General features: G+C 65.5%; 23 protein-coding genes. 17 read left to right on the top strand and 6 right to left on the bottom strand.

Translation table 11 applies throughout. The features are described from left to right. The first annotated feature begins 199 nt into the window (after positions 1-199). Genes ACRHIG_RS18720 through ACRHIG_RS18710 form a run of 3 tightly spaced genes read left to right on the top strand, consistent with a single transcriptional unit; the run spans position 200 to position 5,015 of the window. Positions 200-1,810 carry an acyl-CoA ligase (AMP-forming), exosortase A system-associated gene (locus ACRHIG_RS18720; protein WP_489627447.1) on the top strand — a complete coding sequence of 537 codons (1,611 nt, stop codon included), beginning with the start codon at positions 200-202 and terminating at the stop codon, positions 1,808-1,810. Then, positions 1,807-3,066 carry a pyridoxal-dependent decarboxylase, exosortase A system-associated gene (locus tag ACRHIG_RS18715; RefSeq protein ID WP_475416350.1) on the top strand — a complete coding sequence of 420 codons (1,260 nt, stop codon included), beginning with the start codon at positions 1,807-1,809 and terminating at the stop codon, positions 3,064-3,066. Before ACRHIG_RS18720 ends, ACRHIG_RS18715 begins: the two co-directional genes overlap by 4 nt. After that, a complete protein-coding gene (locus tag ACRHIG_RS18710; RefSeq protein ID WP_489627446.1) occupies positions 3,063-5,015 on the top strand; it encodes an asparagine synthetase B family protein in 1,953 nt (650 codons plus the stop codon). The genes ACRHIG_RS18715 and ACRHIG_RS18710 overlap by 4 nt, the downstream gene beginning before the upstream one ends. On the opposite strand, the gene ACRHIG_RS18705 is transcribed toward ACRHIG_RS18710, so the two are convergent. After that, positions 4,924-5,712 carry a polysaccharide deacetylase family protein gene (locus ACRHIG_RS18705; RefSeq protein ID WP_489627445.1) on the bottom strand — a complete coding sequence of 263 codons (789 nt, stop codon included), beginning with the start codon at positions 5,710-5,712 and terminating at the stop codon, positions 4,924-4,926. The two genes, ACRHIG_RS18710 and ACRHIG_RS18705, sit on opposite strands and share 92 nt — an antisense overlap. 142 nt (positions 5,713-5,854) lie before the next feature. After that, positions 5,855-7,153 carry a putative O-glycosylation ligase, exosortase A system-associated gene (locus tag ACRHIG_RS18700; protein ID WP_489627444.1) on the bottom strand — a complete coding sequence of 433 codons (1,299 nt, stop codon included), beginning with the start codon at positions 7,151-7,153 and terminating at the stop codon, positions 5,855-5,857. A gap of 138 nt (positions 7,154-7,291) precedes the next feature. Between ACRHIG_RS18700 and ACRHIG_RS18695 the strand changes: the two genes are divergently transcribed. From ACRHIG_RS18695 to ACRHIG_RS18650, 10 genes are all read left to right on the top strand, one after another. Further along, positions 7,292-9,376: a glycosyltransferase gene (locus ACRHIG_RS18695; protein WP_489627443.1), complete on the top strand. Its 2,085-nt coding sequence runs from the start codon at positions 7,292-7,294 to the stop codon at positions 9,374-9,376. A 15-nt stretch (positions 9,377-9,391) separates the two neighbouring features. After that, positions 9,392-10,213: an oligosaccharide flippase family protein gene (locus ACRHIG_RS18690; protein WP_489627442.1), complete on the top strand. Its 822-nt coding sequence runs from the start codon at positions 9,392-9,394 to the stop codon at positions 10,211-10,213. Positions 10,214-10,235: 22 nt separating this feature from the next. Next, positions 10,236-10,859 carry an oligosaccharide flippase family protein gene (locus ACRHIG_RS18685; RefSeq protein ID WP_489627441.1) on the top strand — a complete coding sequence of 208 codons (624 nt, stop codon included), beginning with the start codon at positions 10,236-10,238 and terminating at the stop codon, positions 10,857-10,859. 37 nt (positions 10,860-10,896) lie between these two features. Further along, complete coding sequence (locus ACRHIG_RS18680) at positions 10,897-11,529, top strand: glycosyltransferase (protein WP_489627440.1); 633 nt, start codon at positions 10,897-10,899, stop codon at positions 11,527-11,529. After that, positions 11,523-11,969 (top strand): glycosyltransferase, encoded by a 447-nt coding sequence (locus ACRHIG_RS18675; RefSeq protein WP_489627439.1) that lies wholly within the window; start codon positions 11,523-11,525, stop codon positions 11,967-11,969. The genes ACRHIG_RS18680 and ACRHIG_RS18675 overlap by 7 nt, the downstream gene beginning before the upstream one ends. Beyond that, a complete protein-coding gene (locus ACRHIG_RS18670) occupies positions 11,959-13,527 on the top strand; it encodes an MBOAT family O-acyltransferase (RefSeq protein WP_489627438.1) in 1,569 nt (522 codons plus the stop codon). The genes ACRHIG_RS18675 and ACRHIG_RS18670 overlap by 11 nt, the downstream gene beginning before the upstream one ends. A gap of 2 nt (positions 13,528-13,529) precedes the next feature. Continuing rightward, positions 13,530-14,720 (top strand): hypothetical protein, encoded by a 1,191-nt coding sequence (locus tag ACRHIG_RS18665; RefSeq protein WP_489627437.1) that lies wholly within the window; start codon positions 13,530-13,532, stop codon positions 14,718-14,720. Between the two features lie 44 nt (positions 14,721-14,764). After that, complete coding sequence (locus ACRHIG_RS18660) at positions 14,765-15,262, top strand: hypothetical protein (RefSeq protein WP_489627436.1); 498 nt, start codon at positions 14,765-14,767, stop codon at positions 15,260-15,262. Further along, the gene (locus tag ACRHIG_RS18655; protein WP_489627435.1) at positions 15,238-15,933 is read left to right on the top strand and encodes a hypothetical protein; all 696 of its coding nucleotides are present in this window, start codon (positions 15,238-15,240) and stop codon (positions 15,931-15,933) included. Before ACRHIG_RS18660 ends, ACRHIG_RS18655 begins: the two co-directional genes overlap by 25 nt. A gap of 109 nt (positions 15,934-16,042) precedes the next feature. Further along, on the top strand, positions 16,043-17,047 hold the full coding sequence (locus ACRHIG_RS18650; RefSeq protein ID WP_489627434.1) for a 2-hydroxyacid dehydrogenase: 1,005 nt from the start codon (positions 16,043-16,045) through the stop codon (positions 17,045-17,047). Here the strand turns inward: ACRHIG_RS18650 and ACRHIG_RS18645 are convergent. Then, positions 17,036-17,398, bottom strand: coding sequence for a TfoX/Sxy family protein (locus ACRHIG_RS18645; RefSeq protein ID WP_489627433.1), 363 nt, complete (start codon positions 17,396-17,398; stop codon positions 17,036-17,038). The two genes, ACRHIG_RS18650 and ACRHIG_RS18645, sit on opposite strands and share 12 nt — an antisense overlap. Before the next feature lie 97 nt (positions 17,399-17,495). Between ACRHIG_RS18645 and ACRHIG_RS18640 the strand changes: the two genes are divergently transcribed. From ACRHIG_RS18640 to ACRHIG_RS18625, 4 genes are all read left to right on the top strand, one after another. Next, on the top strand, positions 17,496-17,729 hold the full coding sequence (locus ACRHIG_RS18640; protein WP_489627432.1) for a hypothetical protein: 234 nt from the start codon (positions 17,496-17,498) through the stop codon (positions 17,727-17,729). After that, on the top strand, positions 17,726-18,187 hold the full coding sequence (locus tag ACRHIG_RS18635; RefSeq protein ID WP_489627431.1) for a MepB family protein: 462 nt from the start codon (positions 17,726-17,728) through the stop codon (positions 18,185-18,187). Before ACRHIG_RS18640 ends, ACRHIG_RS18635 begins: the two co-directional genes overlap by 4 nt. A gap of 126 nt (positions 18,188-18,313) precedes the next feature. Further along, a complete protein-coding gene (locus tag ACRHIG_RS18630; protein ID WP_143449884.1) occupies positions 18,314-18,724 on the top strand; it encodes a hypothetical protein in 411 nt (136 codons plus the stop codon). Between the two features lie 43 nt (positions 18,725-18,767). Continuing rightward, complete coding sequence (locus tag ACRHIG_RS18625; protein WP_489627430.1) at positions 18,768-19,052, top strand: hypothetical protein; 285 nt, start codon at positions 18,768-18,770, stop codon at positions 19,050-19,052. Positions 19,053-19,187: 135 nt separating this feature from the next. Here the strand turns inward: ACRHIG_RS18625 and ACRHIG_RS18620 are convergent, their stop codons facing one another. The 3 genes from ACRHIG_RS18620 to ACRHIG_RS18610 form a co-directional block, all read right to left on the bottom strand. Beyond that, the gene (locus ACRHIG_RS18620) at positions 19,188-19,802 is read right to left on the bottom strand and encodes an RES family NAD+ phosphorylase (RefSeq protein ID WP_489627429.1); all 615 of its coding nucleotides are present in this window, start codon (positions 19,800-19,802) and stop codon (positions 19,188-19,190) included. A gap of 1 nt (position 19,803) precedes the next feature. Continuing rightward, positions 19,804-20,514, bottom strand: coding sequence for a hypothetical protein (locus ACRHIG_RS18615; protein WP_436541948.1), 711 nt, complete (start codon positions 20,512-20,514; stop codon positions 19,804-19,806). An 84-nt stretch (positions 20,515-20,598) separates the two neighbouring features. After that, positions 20,599-20,856: a hypothetical protein gene (locus ACRHIG_RS18610; RefSeq protein ID WP_489630828.1), complete on the bottom strand. Its 258-nt coding sequence runs from the start codon at positions 20,854-20,856 to the stop codon at positions 20,599-20,601. Positions 20,857-20,887: the final 31 nt, after the last annotated feature.

Below are 20,887 nucleotides of genomic sequence, written 5' to 3'. Positions count from 1 at the left end.
GGAGGGGGCGGCTATGCAGCCAACGCTGTCCATTAGAACGCAGCGGCCAGTGGCCGATGTTGTGCGGCCTCAAGCATTACGCCTGATGGGCCGCCGTCCGGCGGGAGAGGTGCTTACTTGATAAAAATCAACACTGCCGCGCCCGTTTGTCTGAATCATAGTGGAATGCATGGCAATCATGACAACCCGGGATGAAACGATGGCGACACTGATACACGATCTGATCTTCGACACGGCGCAGCGGGCGCCCCACGCGCCGGCCCTGTCGTGGCAGGGCGAGGAAACAAGCTATGCCGCGCTGGCGCAGTCCGTGCGCGAGACGGCCTGCGCCTTGCTGACCCTGGGCTTGCGGCGCGGCGCGCGCGTGGCCGTGTACCTGGAAAAACGCCCGGAAAACGTCAGCGCCATGTTTGGCGCGGCGGCGGCCGGCGGCGTGTTCGTGCCCGTCAATCCCTTGCTCAAGCCGGACCAGGTGGCGTACATCCTGGCCGACTGCAACGTGACCATCCTCGTCACGTCGCGCGAACGCCTGGCGCAGCTGGCACCCGCGCTGGCCGCCTGCCCGGACTTGCAAACGGTGCTGCTGACGGGCGAAGGGGAGACGGAAACGCGCCTGGGCAAGGTCCGCCTGCTGCCGTGGACCGCAGTGCCCGCCAATGTGCCCGTTGCCGGTGCGCCCGCGCCCAGGCCGCATGCGGCGATCGACATGGACATGGCCGCCATTTTATATACCTCGGGCAGCACGGGGCGCCCGAAAGGCGTGGTGCTGTCGCACCGCAACATGCTGGCCGGCGCGCTCAGCGTCTCGGGCTATCTGCGCAACACGCCGCAGGACCGGATTCTGTGCGTGCTGCCGCTCAGCTTTGACTACGGCCTGAGCCAGCTGACGACGGCGTTTGCCAGCGGCGCCTGCGCCGTGCTGATGAATTATCTGCTGCTGCGCGACATCGTCGAAGCCGTGGAGCAGGAAGCCATCACGGGCCTGGCCGGCGTGCCGCCCCTGTGGGTGCAGCTGTCGCAGCTGAGCTGGCCCCTGTCCACGCCCTTGCGCTACATCACCAATTCTGGCGGCGTGATGCAGCGCTCCACGCTCGACCGGTTGCGCCAGGCGCTGCCGCGCACGCAGGTCTACCTGATGTATGGCTTGACGGAAGCGTTCCGCTCGACCTATCTGGCGCCGGAACAGCTGGAGTTGCGCCCCGGTTCCATCGGACAGGCGATCCCGAACGCGGAAGTGCTGGTGCTGCGTCCCGACGGCAGCGTCTGCGACGCCGACGAGCCGGGCGAGCTCGTGCACCGCGGCGCGCTGGTGGCGCTCGGCTACTGGAACGATGCGGCGCGCACGGCCGAGCGCTTCAAGCCGCTGCCGCCGCAGGCGAGCGGCCTGGTGCTGCCGGAACTGGCCGTCTGGTCGGGCGACACCGTGCGCCGCGATGCGGACGGCTATCTGTATTTCGTGGGCCGCAGCGACGACATGATCAAGACCTCGGGCTACCGGGTCAGTCCGGCCGAGATCGAGGAAGTCGCGTATGCGAGCGGGCTGGTGGGCGAGGCCGCCGCGCTGGGCTTGCCCCATGCCGTGCTGGGCCAGGCCATCGCCTTGCTCGTCACGCCCGCGCCCGGTGTCGAATTGCTGCGCGACAGCGTGCTGGCCGCCTGCCGCGCGCGCCTGCCCAGCTATATGGTGCCGCTGTGGGTGGAAATCCGCGACGGCGTGTTGCCGCGCAATCCGAACGGCAAGATCGACCGGCCCTTGCTGGCCAGGGAACTGGCGCAGGCGTATGCGGTCCAAACAGGAGATGCGGCATGAAGGACTTGATCCGATCGAACAGTACGGAATTACCGTTGCACGCGGCCCTGGGCCAGCAGTTCGCGGTGGAAAACGACATGCTGCAGGTCGGCGGCATGTCCTTGCGCCGGCTGGCCCAGCGGGTGGGCAGCACGCCGTTCTATGCCTATGAACGGGCGCACATCACGCGCCGCGTGGCGGAGTTGCGCGCCGCCTTGCCCGCCGGCGTGCATGTGCATTACGCGATGAAGGCCAACCCCATGCCGGCCGTGGTGCAGTGGCTGGCGGGCCTGGTCGACGGCATCGACGTGGCCTCGGGCGGCGAACTGGCCACGGCGCTCGATACGCCCATGCCGGCCGAACGCATCAGTTTTGCGGGGCCGGGCAAGAGCGAGGGCGAACTGGCGCGGGCCGTGGCAGCGGGCGTGCTGATCAACGTGGAATCGGGCGCCCAGCTGGAAAGGACGGCGCTGGCCAGCGAACGGCTGGGCATGACGGCCCGCGTGGCCGTGCGGGTGAATCCCGACTTCGCCTTGCGCCGCACGGGCATGCGCATGGGCGGCGGCGCGCAGCCGTTTGGCGTCGACGCGGCCCTGGTGCCCGCGCTGCTGGGCCGCATCGGCCAGCTGGGCCTGGATTTCCACGGCTTTCACCTGTATGCGGGTTCGCAAAGCCTGTCGGCGCCAGCCCTGGCCGAAGCACAGGCCCTCAGCGTGCAGCTGGCGCTGCAACTGGCCGACAGTGCGCCGTCGCCCTTGCGCACCCTGAATATCGGCGGCGGCTTCGGCGTGCCGTATTTTCCCGGCGACCAGACCCTGGATCTGGCCCCCGTGGCTGCGGGCTTGCAGCGGCAGCTCGATCTGCTGGCCCAGGCGGCGCCGGGCGTGCGCCTGAACCTGGAGCTGGGCCGCTATCTGGTGGCCGAGGCGGGCGTGTACGTGTGCAAGGTGCTCGAACGCAAGGTGTCGCATGGACAGGTATTTTTAGTGACGGACGGCGGCTTGCACCATCACCTGGCCGCTTCCGGTAATTTTGGCCAGCTGATCCGCAAGAATTACCCGGTCGCCATCGGCAACCGGCTGCATGGCGGGCCGCGCGAGGTGGCGTCCGTCGTGGGACCGCTGTGCACGCCGCTGGACTTGCTGGCCGACCAGATGGAGATGGCGCGCGCCGAGGAGGGCGACTTGGTGGTGGTGTTCCAGTCGGGCGCGTATGGCTTGACGGCCAGCCCGACGGCGTTTCTCGGCCATCCGCTGCCGGCCGAGGTGCTCGTATGAGCGGCCTGTGCGGCTGGCTGGGGGCGGGCGGCGCTGCTCGCCTGGCCGCCGCCGATGCCGATGCCGATGCCGATGGCGCCGCGTCCACCACGCTGGCCAACATGGCCGCGCCCCTGTCGCGCTTCGACGACGCGCCCCTGGCCGCCAGCGTGAGCGAAGTGGGCGGCGTGGCCGTGGCCGCCATTGACGGCAGCCGCCACGTGTACCAGCAGGATGGCTTGCAGGTGGCCATCTGGGGCCGGCCCATGCTCGACGGTTCGGCCGACGACGTGGCGTCCCGCCTCGCGTCCCTGTGGCTGAGCCGGGGCGTGGCCGCCTGCGCCAGCCTGTCCGGGCCGTTCAGTTTGGCCATCCTCGACTCTTTTTCCGGCTCGGCCCTGCTGGCCGTGGACCGCGCCGGCATGCATCCGCTCAGCTATGCGAGCAATGCGCAAGGCCTGTTCTTTGCCTCCTCGCATGACGCCTTGCTGGCCCATCCGTCCGTGCGGGGCGCGATCGATCCGCAGGCGCTGTATCACTACCTGTACTTTCACATGGTGCCCGGCCCGGCCACGGCCTATCTTGGCCAGCAGCGCTTGCTGCCCGGCGAATACCTGCATGTACGGGGCGGCAAGCAATGCAAGGGCAGCTATTGGCAGCTGGCCTTCCACGAGCCGGCAGCGCGCACGCGGGCCACCTTCGCCAGCAACAAGCAGGAATTCCTGCGCCTGTTGCGCCAGGCCGTGGAAAGCAGCCTGGGCACGGATGGGGCGGACACGGGCGCGTTTCTCAGCGGCGGCACGGACAGCTCCACCCTGGCCGCCATCATGGGGCAGGTGACGGGCCGGCCCGCGCGCACGTATTCCATCGGTTTCGACGCGCCCGGCTACGATGAAATGGCGTATGCGCGCCTGGCCGCCAGCCACGCGGGCAGCATCCACCACGAGCGCTACGTGACGCCTGGCGACGTGCTGGCCGCGATTCCCGCCATGGCGGCCATCTTCGACCAGCCTTTCGGCAATGCCTCGGCCATTCCCGCATACTATTGCGCGCAGATGGCGCGCGAGGATGGCATCACGCGCCTGCTGGGCGGCGACGGCGGCGACGAATTATTTGGCGGCAACGAGCGCTATGCGCACCAGGCCTTGCTGTCGCAGTACGAGCGCTTGCCCGTCATGCTGCGCCAGGCCATCATCGAGCCGCTGCTGTTCCGCGAACGCACGGGCAAGCCGTGGCGGCTGGGCGACAAGGCGCGCCGCTACATCGAACAGGCCAGCCTGCCGCTGCCGGCCAGGCTCGACGGCTACAACCTGCTGCTGCGCCATGGCCACCGCACGGTGCTGGAAGCGGGCTTCATCGACACCATCGACCCCGGCATGGCGCCCGGCTGCGTGAACGGCGCGTACTGGGAGCGGCAAGGCCAGGGCTTGAGCCAGATCAATGAGCTGCTGGCGCTGGACATGCGTTTTACCCTGGCCGACAACGACCTGTTCAAGGTGCGCAAGGCGTGCGAGCTGGCCGGCGTGGAAGCGGCGTTTCCCTTCCTGCACGACGCGATGGTGGCGTTCGCGTCGCGCCTGGCGCCGCGCGACAAGCTCGACGGCAGGCAGCTGCGGCCCTTCTTCAAGCGGGCGCTGGCGGAAATCCTGCCGCCGGCCATCGTGCGCAAGAAAAAGCACGGCTTCGGCCTGCCTTTCGGCCAGTGGCTGCACAGCCATGCGCCGCTGCGCGAGTTTGCGTTCGACAACCTGACGCAGCTGCGCGGGCGCGGCATCGTGCGGCCCGCCTTCATCGACGATTTACAGGGGCGCCTGCTGGCGGAACACCCGGCCTATCACGGCACCATGGTGTGGCTGCTGCTGATGCTGGAACAGTGGCTCAGCCAGCACCCGGCGGCGCTGGGCGCGCTTGCCGGCGGTTTTGCCGCAAACGCCACAGAAACGCCAGCCGTCCTCTATCCCACGGCGTAAAGCGGGGCAGCTGCAGCAGGTCGAGATCCGCGCCGGGGCGCGCCACGCCCCAGTCCGTGGCCACGGCCGCCTGGAAACCCAGGTTGCGCACCATCGCCACGTGCGGCGTGCCATAGTCGCGCCCGGCCTTGCCGTTCGGATACGCAAACAGGGTGACGGGCGCCTGGATCATACTTTCCAGCTGGCGCTTGCCGTCGGCGATGTCGCGCCGCGCGGCATGGTCCGGCAGGGTGGACAGGATAGGATGGCTGGCCGTGTGCGCGCCCAGGCCCATGCCGGCCCCATGCAGCTGGCGCAGCTGCGCCGTGCTCAGCATGGCTGGCGGCCCGGCTGTGGCGCCCGCCTGGCGGCGGATCTGCAGGGCCAGCTGCTGGCGTTGGGCAAATGGCAGGTATTTGAGCTGGCCCAGCAAGATGGCGATGGCGGCCTGCCGCTGCGCCAGGCTGGCGACGGGCAGGCAGTCCAGGCCGAGTTCCCGCAAGTCCAGCTGGGGAGCGGTCGCCTGGCGCACGGCCTCGATCACCGTGTCGTTCCACATCTGCCCGCCATCGAGGTAGTCCGTGGCGATAAAAAACGTGGCGTGCAAGCCGTGGCGCTGCAGCAGGGGCAGGGCCACCTGCGCATTGTCCGCATAGCCGTCGTCGAAGGTGATGCAGGCGGCGCGCGGCGCCAAGTTGCCATCTTGCAGCCGCTGCACGGCCTCGTCCAGGGCAGCAACGCATAAAAACGTTTCAGCAGGCGCAGCTGGCGCTCGAACAAGCGCGCGTCCACCTCGCCGGGAAACAGCGGGTCGGGCCGCGCCAGCACGCGGTGGTAGATCAGGATGGACAGGCTGGCCGTCATGGCTGCTCCGCGATGGCGGCCCGGGCCTTGGCCCTGGCCTGGCGCGATGTCGGCGCCGGCGCCTGCCGCTCGACGATGATGCGCGTGGCGATCAGGGCGGCCATCAGGTAGTACGGCATGTCGAAGTACAGCAGGCTGAGGAAGGCGCCGCCCACGGCAAAGCCGATCAGGCTGGCCTGGCTCATGGTGGCCAGGCCATGCGCCCAGCGCAGTTCCGGCTGGCCCCGCGTGCGGCGGATGATGGCGGCCGCCGTGCGCCAGGTGGCGATGCCCAGCGCCAGGTAGATGAACAGGCCGACAAAGCCGTGTTCGCCCAAGGCCTGGAAATAGATGCTGTGCGCCGCATGCACGTCCGAGGGAGTGGGCGCATAGCGGGCAAAGATGGAGGCATCGGACACGTCGAAGCCGCCGCCCAGGAAACGGTCGCGCGCCAGGTTCCAGGCCATGCGCCAGGCATTCAGGCGGCCCATGGCGGACACATCGTCCTGGTAGGTATTGATGGTGTCCATGCGGTCGGCCCAGCGCTCGGGCATGAAGGCCAGCAGCAGCGGCGCGACCGCGCCGAGCAGCGCGCCCAGCACCAGCTTGCGGTCGCTTTTCAGCCACATGAACAAGCCCATGGCGGCAATGGCCAGCAAGCCGCCGCGCGAATACGAGCCCAGCGCGGCCAGGGCCGACAGCAGCATGGCCGCCGTCAAGCCATGGCGCACCCAGCGTCGATGTTTCTCCGTGTTTTGCTGCAGGTAATACATGAGGGGGATGGTGATGATCAGGGCCAGGGCCAGGGCATTGTTATCCCCAATAAACGTTTCTTCCGGCCCCCAGACGCGCTCCGTGCCGCCGCTGCGGATGGTGAAGATGCCGCCTTTCACGCCGTAATAGCCGATCGAGCCCACCAGCACCCAGATCAGGCGCACGATGTCGCGCCGCGTGCGTATCACCATCATGATGACAAAGCTCATCAGCATGATCTTCATGACCTTGTTCCACTGCACCCACGACGAGGCCGGCAGCAGGGCGAACGGCGCCGTGACGTTCATCCATGCGACGAACAGCAGCAGCAGCACGCTGACGGGCGTGAGCGGCAGGCTTTTCGGCTCGCGCGTCATCGCGAGGCTGACCAGGGTAGCGATGGCGATGATGAAGGCGAACGGCATGTGGGTGGCAAAGCCCCAGCCCTGCGTGTGCGGGTTCATCACGCTGACCCAGACCCACATCAGGCCGCCGATGGCCGGCGACTTCAGGATGAAGGGCAGCGAACCCAGGATGATGATGGTGATCAAGATGTCGCGCATGAAGGGGGACGCTCCTGGTTTGCTCCGGCTTTGCCTGCCCTTGACACCGGTCAACGGGCTGGCGGGCAGGCTCAGTACACTGGATCAACACTGCTTGAGTACATAGTTTTGTCATGGTAAGACCAAGGAGGCATGTCCTTGTTGACCGTTCTCATGGCGACCTACAATGGCGCCGGCACCTTGCCCCAGGTATTGCGCGCCTACATGGGCTTGCGACCGCCCGCAGGCGGCTGGCGTCTCGTCATCGCCGACAATGGCAGCACGGACGCCACTGCCCGGGTGATCGCCGCCTTTCGCGGACGATTGCCCTTGAGCTATATCTACGTGGCGCGGCGCGGCCGCAGTCCCGCCCTGAACGACGCCGTCGAGCACGCCTTGCGCCAGGGCGGCGATGGCAGCGAGCTGTTCGTCTTTGGCGACGACGACGCCATGCCCGCGCCCGACTGGTTGTGCCGCTTGCAGGACTGCGCGCGCGCCCACCCCGGCTATGCCCTGTTCGGCGGCGCCATCGTGCCCGCCTGGCGGGAACGGCCGGCGGACTGGCTGCTGCGTCTGACCCCCGTGGGTTTAACTTGGGGCATCACCAGCCCCGACCTGCGCGACGCCCCCATCTATCCGGGCCTGGTGTGGGGCGCCAACATGGCGATCCGCCGCCGCATCTTCGAGGCGGGCGCCCGCTATGACGAAAGCATCGGCCCGCAGGGAGCCAACTACGCCATGGGCAGCGAAACCCGGCTCAACCTGGAGATGCATGCGGCCGGCAACCCTTCCTGGTTCTGTCCGCAGGCGAGGGTGGCGCACATCATCCGCGTCCCGCAAGTGCGGCGCGCCTGGATATTGCGCCGCGCCATGCTGTTCGGCCGGGGCCAGTGCCGGCTGGCGACCCTGGCGCCCAGCGCGGAATTGCTGGGCGTGCCACGCTGGATGCTGGGCAGATACGTGCGCGACACCCTCGGCGCCGCGCGGGCCTGGCTGCGGCGCGACCACGCCGACCTGTTCCTGCGCCAGTGGGAACGGGCCTGGCTGCGCGGTTTCTTTCATGAAGCGTGGCGCGGACGTCGTAAACGCCTGCCGCGCGTCGTCATCAGCAGTTACTCGGGCGAGCTGGGCGGCATGGAGCTGCGCATGGCGCAAGAGGCGAAATTGCTGGGCGCGAGCGGCTACGACAGCGTGCTGGCCCTGCGGCGCTTTCCCGGTTTTACTGCCTGGGTGCAAGGCTTGCGCGCGCAGCATCTGCAGGTGCGCGTGTATGAACCGCCCTTGTTCCTCGAACACTGGGCCTGGCGCCGCTGGAACTGGCTGCGCGCCAGGGTCACGGGCGCCTGGCGGCTGCGGCGGCTGCGGCCCGACCTGGTCCACGTGGCATTTTGCTGGACGGCATATGGCGCATCCATCCTGTGGCTGGCCCGGCAATGCCGGCTGCCGGCCGTGATCAGCGTGCACAACGCGTTTCCTTTGGAAACCTTCAGCGCCTGGCAGCGGCCCCGGCTGCAGGAAGCGTTTCGCAGCGTCAAGGGCGTGTATGCCGTGTCGCCGTCGGCCCTGCGGCATTTCCTCGACCTGTACCGCGACATGCTGGCGCCGCAGACGCGGCTGGCCGTCATTCCCAACGGCGTCGATACGGACACGTTTATCGTCTCGCCCGCACGCCGCCTGCTGGCGCGGCGCGAGCTGGGGCTGCCGCCGGAGGCGCTGGTGCTCGGTTGCGTGGCGCGGCTGTCCGCGCAAAAGCGCCCGCAGGCGCTGCTGGCCCTGTTCGCCCGCCTGGCGCCCCGTTTTCCCGATCTGTATCTGGTGCTGGTGGGCACGGGGCCGCTGGAAGCCATGCTGCGCCTGCAGGTGGCGCAGCTGGGACTGGCGCGACGCGTGCTGTTCGCCGGCTTCCGCCAGCATATCGAGCTGCTGATGCCCGCCTTCGACCTGCACCTGCTGCTGAGTAAGAACGAGGGCTTCGGCATTGCCACCATCGAAGCGATGGCGTGCGGCGTGCCGGCCGTGGGCACGGATGTGCCGGGCACCCGCGATATCCTGCACGATAGTGAAGGAGGGCTGCTGCTGCCGCTCGACGACGAACACGCCGCCTGCGCGGCCGTGGCGCAGCTGCTGCTGGATGCGCCACGGCGCGCCCGCATGGGACGGCTGGCGCGCGAGGAAACCGTGCAGCGCTATTCGATGCCGCGCCTGGAACGCCAGCTGCGCGCATTTTACGCGGGCCTGGTGTAGGCGCGGGCGGCCCGCATGAGCGCCACCCGCCATTCGTTTTTCTTTTCGTTTGCCGAAAAATACACGGTACTGCTGCTGGGCATTGTCGCCACCATGGTGCTGTCGCGCCTGCTGACGCCGGCCGAGGTCGGTGTGTATTCGCTGGGCGCCGTGCTGGTGGCGCTGGCGCAAGTGGTGCGCGATTTTGGCGTCGGGCAATACCTGATCCAGGAAAAGCAGCTCGATGCCGTGAAACTGCGGGCCGCGCTGGCCACCAGCCTGCTCGTCGCCTGGCTGCTGGCGGGCCTGGTGCTGCTGGCCAGCGCGCCGCTCGCGCATTTCTATGGCGAACCGCGGCTGACGCTCGTGCTGCGGCTGCTGGCCATCAATTTCCTGTTGATCCCGTTCAGCGCCTTGACCTTGCCCATGCTGCGCCGGCAGCTGCGCTTTCGCGCCATCTACGCCATCAACGCGGCCAATAGCGTGGTCAACCTGCTGGTGGCCGTGCTGCTGGCGCTGCAGGGCTACAGTTACATGAGCATGGTGTGGGCGGCGCTGGCCGGTTCCTGTGCCTCGCTGCTGGTGAGCCTGCTGGTGCGGCCGCGCGAATTGCCGTGGCTGCCGGGACGGCGCGGCATGGGGGCCATCGCCAGCTTTGGCGCGTATGCGACGGGTGGCGGCCTCGTCGACGAGGCGGGCGTGGCGGCGCCGGACCTCATCATCGGCAAGCTGATCGGCATTGAAAGCCTGGCCCTGTTCGGCAAGGCGCAAAGCGTGCTCAATATCTTCAACCAGGCCATCACCAGCGCCATTTCGCCCGTCGTGTTTCCCCTGTTCGCGGCGCGCGCGCGAAGGTGAGGGGCAGGGCGGGGCGGAACCCGTGTATCTGCGCACGATCAGCTACATGACGGCGCTGGCCTGGCCGTTCTTTCTCTTCCTCGCCTGCATGGCTTTGCCCCTGGTCAAGGTGTTGTATGGCACACAATGGCTAGCCTGTGTGCCCTTGATCCGCATCATGTGCCTGTCCTCGGCCGTGTATAGCATGTTCAGCATGGCCCGCTACCTGTTCGTGGCGACGGGCCAGCTGCATGCGCAGGTGCGGCTCGATGCCTGGGCCGGCGCAAGCAAAGTGGCGCTGCTGCTGGCCGCGGCGCCGTTCGGCCTGGTGGCGGTGGCCTGGGCCGTGGTGCTCAGCAACGTGCTGCGCAGCTGGATGAGCTACGGCTGCCTGCGGCGCTTGAGCGCACTCGACTGGCGCATCCTGGCGCGCGCTTTGCGCAAGAGTTTGCTGTTGTGCGGCGTCAGCGCCGCCGCGCCCATCGCTTCGCTGCTGTGGTTGCCTGCCGACACGCCGGCGCTGCTGGCGCTGACGGGCACGGCGCTGGCCACCTTGCTGTGCTGGCTGATCGGTCTGTTCCTGGTGAAGCATGAACTGGCCGGCGAATTTTTATTGTTGCAACGCAAGCTGGCCGGCCGCTGGCTGGCCGTCAAATCACCGCACTGAGCCGTTGTCAGCGGCGCGGGCCCATGAAAGGAAGACCATGCGTGTCGGTATCCTGTCCTACCCGATGCTGTTCCAGCGCGACGGCGGCTTGCAGATCCAGGTACGCGAAACCATCGCCGCGCTGAACCGGCTGCCCCAGCTGCCGGCGCGCCCGCTGGAAGTGCAGCTGGTCGACGCCAACCACCAGCGGCTGGCCGATTTCGATGTGCTGCACGTGTTTTCAGCGAGCAATGGCACCTACCGCATCATGGAAATGGCCAGCGAGCAAGGCGTGCCCGTGGTGCTGTCGCCGCTGATGGCGCCCAGCTGGAACCGCGCCAGCGCCTGGCGCGCGCGGCTGGCAGACCGCCTGGCGGGGCGATTGACGGAGTGGATGGTGCAAACGAGCTATGCGCAAACGCGGCGCGCCCTGCAGCTGGCCGACGTGGTGATCGCCCTGGGCGAAGCCGAGCGCGACGCCATCGTGCAAGGTTTCGGCATGGAGGGCGACGCCATCCGCGTCTTGCCGAACGGAATCAACCCGCATTTTTTCACGGCCAATGGCGATTTGTTCCTGCGCGAAACGGGTATCGCCGGGCCGTTCGCGCTGATGGTGGGCAGTATTTCGCCGTATAAAAACCAGCTGGGGCTGGCCCAGGCGCTGATAGGCGCCGGCTTGCCCTGGTGCTGATCGGCGCCGCGCCCCGGGAACAGCAGGCATATCTGCAGCATTTGCTGGACTTGCCGCACGTCAGCTGGCTGGGCGCGCTCGACCACGCCGACCCGCTGCTGGCCAGCGCCTACCATGCGGCGGCCGTGGCGGCCTTGCCCAGCCAGGGCGAGGTGTTTCCCTTGAGCGTGCTCGAAGCGCTGGCGGCCGGCACGCCCGTCGTCATGACGGCGCAAAGCGCGCTGGACTTGCCCGATTCCGCGTTTGCGCTGCGCAAGGTGCGCTGGGACGACGGCGCCGCGCAGCGCCAGGCCATCCTCGAACTGCTGGCGCTGCCGCCCGAACGCGCGCGCGTGCAGGCGCTGGTGGAACGCTTTACGTGGGAACGGGTGGCGGCGCAGATCGTCGATTGTTATTACCAGGCGCAGTCCTTGCCAGCCAGGAGGCAGCATGCTGTTTAATTCCTTCGCCTTCCTGTTCGCCTATCTGCCCATCGTGCTGGCCGGCTATTTTTTGCTGGACCGCTGGGCGTACGCCGGCGGCCCGTCCACCAACTGGCGCCGCCTGGCGCCCGCGACTTGGCTGGCGCTGGCCTCGCTGTTCTTCTATGCCTGGTGGGACGTGCGCTACCTGCCGCTGCTGCTGGCCTCGATCTGCGTCAATTACGGCGCGGGGCGGCTGATCGGCGCGCGCGCGGGCGCGGCCCGCAAGCGCGTGCTGGTGGCGGCGCTGGCACTGAACCTGGGGCTGCTCGCCTACTATAAATATGCGAATTTCTTCATCGGCAGCGTGAATGCCGTCGCCGTGGCCGCCGGCGCCGGCGCCGACGCCGCCAGCCTGCCATGGCACGGCCTCGACATCATCCTGCCGATCGGCATCTCGTTCTTTACCTTCACGCAGATCGCCTTCCTCGTCGATTGCTACCGGGGCGAGGTGCGCGAATACCGCTTCATCCATTACGTGCTGTTCGTCAGTTACTTTCCCCACCTGATCGCCGGCCCCGTGCTGCACCACCGCGACATGATGCCGCAGTTCGCCGACCCGGCCAATGCCCACCCGCGCGCCGCCAATTTCGCCATCGGCCTGTCGATTTTCACGATCGGCCTGGCCAAGAAGGTGCTGATCGCCGACAACCTGTCGCCGCTGGCCATTCCCGTCTTCGCGGCCGGCGCCGAACCGACCCTGATCGAGGCGTGGATCGGCGTGCTGGCCTACACCTTCCAGCTGTATTTCGATTTTTCCGGCTATTCCGACATGGCCATCGGCCTGTCGCGCCTGTTCGGCGTGAAATTGCCGCTGAACTTCAATTCGCCGTACAAGGCGGCCAACATCGCCGACTTCTGGCGCCGCTGGCACATGACCTTGTCGCGTTTCCTGCGCGACTATCTGTACATACCGCTGGGCGGCAGCCGGCGAGGCGAAGTCATGCGCTACCGCAACCTGATGCTGACCATGCTGCTGGGCGGCCTGTGGCACGGCGCCGGCTGGACCTTCGTCATCTGGGGCGGCTTGCACGGCCTGTACCTGGTGCTGCAGCAGGCGTGGCAGCGCGCGTTCGGCGCGGTCCGGGCGCGCTGGTGGCCCGGCGTCCTGACCTTTTTCGCCGTCATGCTGGCCTGGGTGTTCTTCCGCGCGCCCGACGTGGCCACAGCCTGGGATATCTCCGGCGCGCTGCTGGGGGCGAATGGCGTGAGCCTGCCGCGCGGCTTGGCCAGCCACGGCGCCAGCCTGGCGCAGTGGGGCCTGCATCCGGCCTTTGGCGGCATCCGCTGGATCGAACTGGAAGGCTACGGCTTGCCCGTGCTGCTGGGCGCCATGCTGCTGGCCTTCAAGGCGCCGAATACGCAAGAAATATTCTTTCTCTACGAGCCTGCCATTGAAAGAATATTTCAGCCCGCCGGGCGCTGGGCCTTCAGCTGGCGGCCCACGCGCCGCTGGAGCGTGGGCCTGGCAGCACTGTTCGTCGCCTGCATCTTCGGCATGAACCGGGTCACCGAATTTCTCTACTTCCAGTTCTGAGCATGGATACCGCCGCCCGCCGCTACCTCGTCTGCTTCATCGCCTGCGTCGGCCTGGCGCTCGGCGCCGTCTCGTTGCTGAACTACCAGGTCGACCCCTACCTGCTGCACCAGTGGGACAGCCCCTTGCTGCAGCGCCCGCGCCAGCTCAATGAAAAGCTCGGTGCCTGGGCCAAAACCTACGCCGTGGCGCGCTACCGGCCGGCCATCATCTACATCGGCAATTCGCGCACGGAAATGGGCTTGCCGACAAGCGTGCGCGCACTGTTCCACGGCAAGCGCGTGTTCAACAGCGCGGTGTCCGGCGCCTCGATCGGCGACGCCATCCGCCTGGCCGAGCATGCTGCCAGGGTCAGCCGCGTCGAAACCATGGTGTGGGGTGTCGACGCGCCCACTTTTTCCCTGGAGATGGGGGCGGCGCGCGTGGAAGACAGCCTGACGGGCGCCGGGCACGGCTTTTTCGTCCGGCGCGCCCTGGTCAACCTGAAGCGCGGCCTGACGGTGGACATGACGCAGGACAGCGTGCGCATCCTCACCGGCAATGCCGGCGATACCTGCCGCTCCAACCTGGCCATGTACGGGCAGCGCGACGAGACGTGCACCCGCAAGGGCATCGCGCACTGGCTCGGCACGAAGGATGCCATCCCCGTGCGGCTGCAGGAATTCGGCGATGGCCTGGGCCCGACGCCGCCCTCGACATTGGCGCTCGACGCCAGCATCGGCAAGCTGTGCCGCGCTGGCCTGCGCCTGCGCCTGTACATCAACCCCACGCACGCGCTGACCTTGTACGCGCTGCACTGGCGCGGCAAGTGGGATGCCATGCAGGCCTGGCAGCGGGGACTGGTGAATATCGCCGAACGCCACCGCCAGCAGGGCTGCGACGTGCGCCTGGTTGATTTTTCCGGATTTAACAGCATCACGACGGAACCGACCCCGCTCGTCAGCGGCAAGCCCGACATGCATTACTACTGGGAAGTGTCGCATTACCGGGACAATGTGGGCCGCTTGATCCTGGCGCGCCTGTTTGGCGGCGGCACGCCGGCGCCCGCCGATTTCGGCGTGGAGCTGACGCCGGCCAACGTCGACGCGCACCAGGCGGCCATGCGCGCCGCGCGCGACCGCTATCGCGTGGAACACGCGCGCGAGGCGGCCTATACGCAGCAGGTGCTGGACGGGCCGCTGATCCGGCGCTGATGCAGGACGCCACGTACGCCATTTCTCTACTTTCAAAGCTGACCATGGATACCACCGCCCGCCGCTACCTCGCCATCTTCTTTGCCTGCGCGCTGGCCGCGCTGGCGCTCGTTTCCGCCGTGAATTACCACGTCGATCCGTACTTGCTGCACCAGTGGGACAGCCCGCTGCTGCAGCGATTGCGGCCGACGACGGAAAAACTCAGCGTGTGGGGCAAGACGTATGCCGTGGCGCGCTACCGGCCCGCCGTCGTCTACATCGGCAATTCGCGCACGGAAATGGGTTTGCCGGTGAACAGCATGCGTACTTTGTTCGATGGCAAGAGCGTCTTCAACAGCGCCGTCTCGGGCGCCTCGATCGGCGAAGCCATCCACCTGGCCGAGCATGCGGCCAGGGTCAGCCATGTCGATACGATGGTGTGGGGCATCGACGCGCCCTCGTTTTCCCTGGAACTGGGTTCGGCCGGCGTGGAGCCGGGCTTGACGGAGGGCGGCCCCGCGTTTTTGCGCGGCGCGCCTTGCTCAACATCAAGCGCGGCCTGACGGTGGACATGACGCGCGATACCTGGCGCATCCTCAGCGGCAGCTATGACGGCGTCTGCCTGTCCAGCCTGGCGTTGCACGGCCAGCGCGACGAGTCCTGCCTTACCAGCCGCAACCGTACTTGGACGGGCACGGCGCGCGCGTTCACGCCGCGGTTGCAGGAATTCGGCGACGGCCTGGGTCCGACCGTACCCGCGCTGCAGGCTTTCGATGCCAGCGTCGGCAAGCTGTGCCAGGGCGGCACGCGCTTGCGCCTGTACATCAATCCCACGCATGCGCTCACGCTCGACGCCCTGTACTGGCGCGGCAAGTGGGCCGCCATGGAACAGTGGCAGCGCGATCTGGCGCAGATGGCGGGGCGCTACCGCCAGCAGGGCTGCGATGTGCGCCTGTACGATTTTTCCGGCTTCAACAGCGTTACCAGCGAGCCGATCCCGCAGGTGACGGGCATGCGCGAAATGCGCTATTACTGGGAAGCGTCGCACTACCGCGACAATGTGGGCCATCTCATCCTGGCGCGCCTGTTCGGCGGCGAGTTGCCGCCGCCGGCGGACTTTGGCGTCGAGCTGACGCCGGCAAGCATCGCGGCCCACCAGGCGGCCACGCGGGCGCGCGCGCGCGCTACCACGTCCAGCACCCCGAAGAAACGGCCTACCTGCGCCACGTGCTGACCTTGCCCCGCGAACCCAAATAGGCGACCAAGCTGCCAGGCGGACGCCGTGGGGCAGGGCGCTTGCGCTATGATGATGTTTTGCCATTCAGCAAGTTCCAGGACGCCCCATGAAAATCGCCTTCTTCGCCAGCCAGCCCTACGACCGCCGTTTCTTCGATGAAGCCTTGCCGTCCCAGCCCGACCCTGCCGGCATCGAACTGGTCTACCACAGCGCCTTGCTGAGCCAGGAAACCGTGGTGCTGGCGCAAGGCGCCGAGGCCGTCTGCGTCTTCGTCAACGACGTGCTCGACGCGCCCGTGTTGCAAGCCTTGCACGGCTACGGCGTGCGCGCCATCCTGCTGCGCTGCGCCGGCTACAACAACCTCGACCTGGAAGCGGCGAAACGCCTGGGTCTGTTCGTCGCCCGCGTGCCCGCCTACTCGCCGGAAGCCGTGGCCGAATACACCTTGGCCCTGGTGCAGACGCTGAACCGCCACACTCACCGCGCCTACGCCCGCGTGCGCGAAGGCAATTTCTCGCTCGACGGCTTGCTGGGCGCCACCTTGCACGGCAAGACCGTGGGCATCGTCGGCACGGGCAAGATCGGCCTGGCCACGGCGCGCATCTTCAAGGGTTTCGGCTGCACGGTGCTGGGCCACGACCCGTATCCGGCGCCCGCGTTCGGGGAGCTGGGCACGATGGTGGAACTGCCGCGCCTGCTGGCCGAGTCCGACATCGTCTCCCTGCATTGCCCCCTGATGGACAGCACGCGCCACATGATCAGCGCAGCGACTCTGCCGCTGATGAAGCAGGGCGCCATGCTGGTGAACACCTCGCGCGGCGGCCTGATCGACACGGGCGCCGTCATCGAGGCGCTGAAATCGCGCCAGCTGGGCTCATTGGCCATCGACGTGTACGAACAGGAAAGTAATCTGTTCTTCCAGGACCGCTCGTCCGACATCATCGACGACGACGTCTTCCAGCGCCTGATGACCTTCCCCAACGTGCTGGTGACGGGCCACCAGGGCTTCTTCACCATCGAGGCGTTGCGCGAAATCGCCGCCATCACCTACCACAACCTGCAATGCTTCCGCCAGGGCAAGGCGTGCGAGAACAGCGTACTAGCTGCTTGAAGCCGGTTTCTTGGGCTTGGGCGGCGGCTTGGGTTTCGGCTGCGGCAAGGCATCGGCCGTGCGCCGTGCCAGCTGGGACAACCAGTCGCGCTCGTCCCACAGCCCGCCATCGATGAGGAAATACGGCTTGGCTTGCGGATAGGGCGGCGCTTCCTGCAGCGGACCCTGCGCGCCGATCCAGGCGCGGCCCGCGTCCGTCGGCTTGATGAAGAGCATGTCGTCGGCGACGATGGCGAACATCTTGCCGTCGCAATACAGCCCATACTCGCCAAACATTTTCTTTGCGCTGATGCCGCCCGCGCCCGCCATCTGGTCGAGCAAAAAATCCACCGTGCCTTGCTGTGATGCCATGTCGTCCTCCGTATGAAGGAATAGTGTAGCGCACTGGCCAGGACTGGGCGGTGCGGCTACACTACGGCCATTGATTTTTTTACATGACGTACTCTCCATGACACCCCAGCATATTATTCACCACAGCATCACCATCACCACACTGGCGGCAGGCCAGGACGTCGCTGCCCACTGCGCGGCCGGCCAGACGGCTATCCGCGAGCAGGCTGACGGCTGGTGGCTGTATTTTGTCGACGAGGACGGCAACATCGACGGCTACGACAGCCCGTTCGCCAGCCATGCCGAGGCGCTGTGGGCGGCCAAGGCAGCGGCCGAGTTCAGCGCGCAATGAGGGCCAGTCCCTGGGCTTTCCTGGGCTTGCCGCAAGCGCCCGTGCCGGAAGCGGAAAGCGCGGAATACGGCGCCTGCCGCGCCGAGCTGCGCGGCAAGCGCCTGGTCTTGCGCGTGGCGAAAACGACGCCGACGAAAACCGGCCAGTTTGTCACCGTCTGGAAGCGCCCCCATCCCGACGCCGAGATCGCCCCGCTGGACGAAGCGGACCCCGTCGATGCCGTCATCATCGCCGTCACTGACGGTGCGCAGCACGGCTTCTTCATTTTGCCGCGCAGCGTGCTGGCCGAACGGGGCGTGATGTCCCGCGCCGGCCAGGGCGGCAAGCGCGCGCTGCGCGTGTATCCGCCCTGGTGCGCGCCGGAATCCATCCAGGCGCAGCGCACGCAGCGCTGGCAGGGGGAGTGGTTTGTGGCGCAGGAGGATGTATCCGGGATTGCTCGCTTGCTGAAAGGCTGAACCAGACCTTAATATTATCTGGTCGGATATTGATATATACATGCCATCGTTGCAGATATATACTAAATGTAAGCGGCATGGAGTCCAATATATGCCGGGGAATATGCTCTTTCTGAAAAACATAATATGAAGAAATTTAAAATATATGGGTTTTTCCTTGCCTTGGTATCGCTATGTGGATGCTCTCCAGATCCCGGAAAAATTGCAGGGGAGTTGAATGCCTACGGAAACGAAGTCGCTGCTTCGTTCGAAGCAAAAATGAGTTATGACTCCTTGGTGCAGACCTTAGAAAAGCCCAGGCTCTCCTATGTGCTGAAATTTTCGACAGATGCCGTCGAATTCATGTCGGCGCCTGGTGCAGATGTCGATAGGGCGAAGTTCCTGGCAAACCTGGCGCGTACTGAGATTTGGCAGGCCAGGGTGTGCACTGAAAAAATAAAACAGTTAATGACCAAGCATAAAATGTTTCTTGTTTCATTTAATCTCACAAATACGTCAGGCGAGACACAGGCAATGGGTGTCTGCACGGCTAACTGAGTCTGCAATGTGTTCTCATTAACAATAAAAAAATGGAGGATTTGTGGGAAATGTAACGAAATTAAAGAAGTTAATTGAGGTTGCATTAGTGCTTATTCCACAAACCACACCAGAGATATTAAGAAAAGTGATCTGCCTGGTCGATGCCATTACTACGCCAGAAAAGTCGGAAGTATGGAAAAAGCTGGGGGACAGCTTACTTGAGGAAGCGGAAAATACCAGCACATCAGATGTGGACTCATATTTTTTCCTTGTGGTTGGTAGTGGATGCGTAGGGCTGTCGATAGGTTTAAAGCGTGAGGAAAATCAGAAGGCATCACAAGCGTGAGCCTGTAACATGCGCTCCTTTCAAGAGAACGCGATCATATTTACCGTTTCAGACCTGCTGCGGTTAGCGAATGGACCATCAACGCAAGGCGGACAACATCACGCAGCAAGCGGATTTAGCGGATAATTGGCGATCTCACGCAGCAATGATATTAAACAATCGCATGGCATCCGGCATTTCCTGTGCCGCTATAAGCTGGACAGGTCTATCAACGGCCGTGAGATAAGACCTGGCGCGATCAAATACCACGACCGCCTTTTCGTTGGTGAAATGACGCGACATATACAGGAAGCCATCGACCTGGAGCGGATTGCGATACACGGCCAGCGCCCATTGTTGCGGCAGCGTGTAACTTGAGGTGCCGGTCAGGCCAGCATGTCCGCCCATCTGCTTGAGAAAATGGCCGGTCAGGTCAAACAGTCGAAAACTACCAATGAATTGATGTACCCACCGGCGATCAATCTCGGATTTGGCGATAGGAAATGCCCCCTTCACAGGCACTGCATCGTGCAACAGGGACTCGGCAAGAGCAACATCAAAACTCGGCCCCAGATAGCAAGTGCTGTATTCGGGATGGCCTTTCTTGCAGCCAGGTGCATCAAACCGGTTCCCTCCGCTGGAGCCAAAATAGGGTTCGCCAGTCGCATGTCCCGAGATACGGTACAGGCTGGGGACCGGCAACCCGACGACGGGAAGCGTCGCGCTCGTTGCCAGCACCTTCGGAGGTGGCTTCAGCCTGGTCGCGGCCACATCATGCCTCCCTGAACGCTGTCGCTGCGGCGATGACGTCGGCAAATTTTCCTTTCCGTAAAGCATTGAGCGGACTGCTGCCGTTGAGCGACATCCGCGCAGTGGTGAAGAATTGCCACTTGCTGGACCCAGCCAGCTGTCCCAATTCCTTGTTCACTTTGCTGAGCTGGCGACGGTTCAAGGTGGGATCGGCGAAGAAGGCAGGGTACAGCTTCTTGCCGGAGACACTATCCATGGAAAACATTCGCTGTTCCGTCACGGCCTTGCTGATCGCCTGCCGCGTCACGCCCATTTGCTCGGCCAGTGTTCTTGAATCGACCAATTCGCCTTTCTTTTCCAGGCTCGCATATCTTTGCATTTCCTGGCGGGAAAACTGATCGAGGAATGCCTGGTTTTCTGGCGGAATCGTGCTGATACCGGCTTGCATTGTATGTGTGCGCTGGAATCGCTGGATCAATTCCTGGAGATCTGCACTAGAAACCACAGGCACTCCCGGCAGCTGTCGCGGTACATACGCCGCATCCTTTTCACGCGCATGATGCGCTAGCTGTTTGGGGCGTCGTATCTTGACCAATACGTAGCCCTCGCCAAGGTCGATGCCTTTTGCGCCGATCTTTCGGAGCGAATCACCCAGGGCCTTGCTTGCGTCAGGCACTGTCATTCGATGCGCGCTCTTCGCTTTTGCCGGTTTTGAGACTTCCAACTTTGCCATGACACCCTCCAGTTACCATACCAGATTCTACTCCATAAGCTGATATTGACAACCAAAGCAACCTTATTCGGTGGCGTTTCGGCGTTAAGCCACCTCGCTCACCACATAGCGGTACTTGCCCGACGCCTCCGCCGCGATTTCCCCGACTTCCTCGATGATGACCTCCACCTGCGCGCCCAGCCTGGCCCGAAAGCCGGTGACGATGGCGCTGCGCGTGGCGTCGTCCAGGCGCGGCAGGCAGACCAGCAGCACGCGCGTGCGCAGCAGGCTTTCCTGGATGATCTTGAAGCTGCGCACCTGCGGCAGTTCGCGCACGATGTAGACGAGGGCCAGGCCGTGCATGACGGTGCCGTCGACGGCCGTGAGGAAATCC

Source organism: Janthinobacterium sp. C22 (assembly GCF_057919405.1).
Note: the sequence above shows the minus strand (reverse complement) of the source record. Positions and strands in the feature narration are given on the sequence as shown.

Excerpts from the sequence above, each read along its gene's own strand:
- ACRHIG_RS18720 (WP_489627447.1), top strand. The coding sequence starts at position 200 with ATGGCGACACTGATACACGATCTGATCTTCGACACGGCGCAGCGGGCG.
- ACRHIG_RS18715 (WP_475416350.1), top strand. The coding sequence starts at position 1,807 with ATGAAGGACTTGATCCGATCGAACAGTACGGAATTACCGTTGCACGCG.
- ACRHIG_RS18710 (WP_489627446.1), top strand. The coding sequence starts at position 3,063 with ATGAGCGGCCTGTGCGGCTGGCTGGGGGCGGGCGGCGCTGCTCGCCTG.
- ACRHIG_RS18700 (WP_489627444.1), bottom strand. The coding sequence starts at position 7,153 with ATGCGCGACATCTTGATCACCATCATCATCCTGGGTTCGCTGCCCTTC.
- ACRHIG_RS18690 (WP_489627442.1), top strand. The coding sequence starts at position 9,392 with ATGAGCGCCACCCGCCATTCGTTTTTCTTTTCGTTTGCCGAAAAATAC.
- ACRHIG_RS18680 (WP_489627440.1), top strand. The coding sequence starts at position 10,897 with ATGCGTGTCGGTATCCTGTCCTACCCGATGCTGTTCCAGCGCGACGGC.
- ACRHIG_RS18670 (WP_489627438.1), top strand. The coding sequence starts at position 11,959 with ATGCTGTTTAATTCCTTCGCCTTCCTGTTCGCCTATCTGCCCATCGTG.
- ACRHIG_RS18665 (WP_489627437.1), top strand. The coding sequence starts at position 13,530 with ATGGATACCGCCGCCCGCCGCTACCTCGTCTGCTTCATCGCCTGCGTC.
- ACRHIG_RS18660 (WP_489627436.1), top strand. The coding sequence starts at position 14,765 with ATGGATACCACCGCCCGCCGCTACCTCGCCATCTTCTTTGCCTGCGCG.
- ACRHIG_RS18650 (WP_489627434.1), top strand. The coding sequence starts at position 16,043 with ATGAAAATCGCCTTCTTCGCCAGCCAGCCCTACGACCGCCGTTTCTTC.
- ACRHIG_RS18645 (WP_489627433.1), bottom strand. The coding sequence starts at position 17,398 with ATGGCATCACAGCAAGGCACGGTGGATTTTTTGCTCGACCAGATGGCG.
- ACRHIG_RS18640 (WP_489627432.1), top strand. The coding sequence starts at position 17,496 with ATGACACCCCAGCATATTATTCACCACAGCATCACCATCACCACACTG.
- ACRHIG_RS18635 (WP_489627431.1), top strand. The coding sequence starts at position 17,726 with ATGAGGGCCAGTCCCTGGGCTTTCCTGGGCTTGCCGCAAGCGCCCGTG.
- ACRHIG_RS18630 (WP_143449884.1), top strand. The coding sequence starts at position 18,314 with ATGAAGAAATTTAAAATATATGGGTTTTTCCTTGCCTTGGTATCGCTA.
- ACRHIG_RS18615 (WP_436541948.1), bottom strand. The coding sequence starts at position 20,514 with ATGGCAAAGTTGGAAGTCTCAAAACCGGCAAAAGCGAAGAGCGCGCAT.
- ACRHIG_RS18610 (WP_489630828.1), bottom strand. The coding sequence starts at position 20,856 with ATGCACGGCCTGGCCCTCGTCTACATCGTGCGCGAACTGCCGCAGGTG.